This window comes from Tropicimonas aquimaris, assembly GCF_042676185.1.
Lineage (GTDB): Bacteria > Pseudomonadota > Alphaproteobacteria > Rhodobacterales > Rhodobacteraceae > Tropicimonas > Tropicimonas aquimaris.
The window spans coordinates 1-1,946 of the sequence record NZ_JBHTJT010000068.1 but is presented as its reverse complement, the minus strand read 5'-3'; the positions used below and the strand labels follow the sequence as shown (position 1 = coordinate 1,946).

Annotated in this window: 2 protein-coding genes; both read right to left on the bottom strand. The window is 64.1% G+C overall.

Features of this window, described 5'->3' with window-relative positions; genetic code table 11:
* Positions 1-954, bottom strand: a 954-nt coding sequence (locus tag ACFQ2S_RS24750; protein ID WP_386079418.1) for a class I SAM-dependent methyltransferase, incomplete at its 3' end; no start/stop codon positions are given.
* Positions 955-1,019: 65 nt separating this feature from the next.
* The coding region (locus tag ACFQ2S_RS24745) for a class I SAM-dependent methyltransferase (protein ID WP_386079416.1) at positions 1,020-1,946 on the bottom strand (927 nt) is incomplete at its 5' end.

Sequence of the window (1,946 nt, the reverse complement as noted above, 5' to 3'; positions counted from 1 at the left end):
TTGCGCGATCTCGTCGGCGAGGCCGAGCGAGGTCAGAAAGCTCACGCATTTTGATCCTCCGCCCCAGATCGCAAGGCGCCTGCCGTCCTTGTGCCGGCTGGTGACGAAGTCGTACCAGTGGCCCATGACCTCGGCGACCCTGGTCGGGAAAGCGGTTGCGAGCGCGGCAAGCTCATCTAGCGACTCTTCGGCCGCGAATGGCGGCAACGCCGCGCCACGCCCGGCCCGAGCGTTCTGGATGATGTATTGCTCGCCGTAATCGAGACGCAGCGCCGTCACCTCGTAGCCCGCCGACCGGAAAAGCCCTGCGTGAGTGCTCGGTGTGAAATAGGAGCAATGCTCGAAGTAGATGTCCCAGAACGCGCCTTCCCGCAGCACCCTGCCCACGTCCGGCGTCTCGAAGAAGACCCCGGCATCGGGCCTGTCGGAGACCAGCGGCAGGATAGCGTCGACGAAATCCTTGACCTCCCCGATATGCTCGAGCGTATGGCGGCAGATCACGAGGTCCGGGCGCATCTTCACGGTCGCCGGGTCGAAATACTCCCGCTGAAACCGCAGCGAGCCGTCGTGTGGCGTCTCCAGTCGTTCCTCGATGAATCCCGGATCGATACCGAGCGCCCCGCAGCGCACGGCCAGGCACAACTCGTGTAGGAAATCTCCCTTGCCGCAGCCGATCTCCAGCACCTTGCGCCCTTCGAGCGGCCAGGTCGCGACGATCTCCTGCACCAGCTTTCGGGCAAAGGCGTTGAAGGTCCCGGAGAAATGCTGCGTCTCTTCGGTGACCGAGGCGTAGTCGATCAGCCGCTCGTCGAACGCGGCGTTGAAGATGAACCCGCATTCCTCGCAGAAGGTCAGGCGCATCTGGTGGCGCGGGAAGCCGGCGCCATCGGCGGCGCTGTCCAGCAGGATGCAGCTTTGCACCGGGATCGCCGGCAGATGCAGGAGCTCTTTCAATGCGCCTCCGCCGCAGGCCGGACAATCTGTCCTCGGCGCACCGAGGGCCGCGATGGGCGTATCGATCACTTGGAGACCACCTCCAGATCGGGGATCGGCACGATGAAGCGACCGCCGCCGGCGAGATACTCGTCTTGCTGGCGAATGATCTCGTCGCGAAAGTTCCAGGGCAGGATCAGCACGTAATCCGGCCTTTCCTCGATCAGGCGCTCAGGCCCGCCAATCTCGATGGTGACGCCGGGCATGAACTTGCCCTGCTTGTGCGGGTTCTTGTCGACCACGAAGTCCAGGACCCGTTCGTCGAGACCGAGGTAGTTGAGCAGGATCGTTCCCTTGGCCGCCGCCCCGTATCCGGCGATGCGCTTGCCCGATGTCTTCAGGCCCAGCACAAGCCCGCGCGCCCGTTCGCGGAAGGCGTTCACGGTCTCGCCAAAGCCGCGGTAATACTCGAACCCGTCCATCCCGAGCGCGGCCTCTTCGGCAAGGATCTCGGCCAGCGCAGGCGTCGGATCCGACACCGTCCCGAACCTGAGACGAAGCGATCCGCCGTGGATCGGCACGCGTTTCACATCGTTCAGGAAGAGGCCGTGCCGATGGAACAGGTTCTTCGCGCTGGTCACCGAAAAATAGCAGCGGTGCTCGTGGTAGATCGTGTCGAACTCGTTCTTCTCCACCAGATCGCGCACGTAGGGAAACTCCACCACGACAGCACCATCGTCCCGCAACAACGCCCGAATGCCCGCGACGAAATCGTTCTGGTTCTCGACATGGGCCACGACGTTGTTGGCGATGATGAGGCTGGCGCGGCGCCCCTCGTTGGCCAGTGACCGTGCCAGATCGAGGCCGAAGAAATCCGACAGCGTTTCGACACCGATCGCGCGAGCGGCTTCGGCCTGCCTCTCGGCCGGGTCGATCCCAAGCACGGGCACGCCGGCCGCGACGAAGTTGCGCAGCATGTAGCCATCGTTGCTGGCCAGTTCGACGACGAGGTC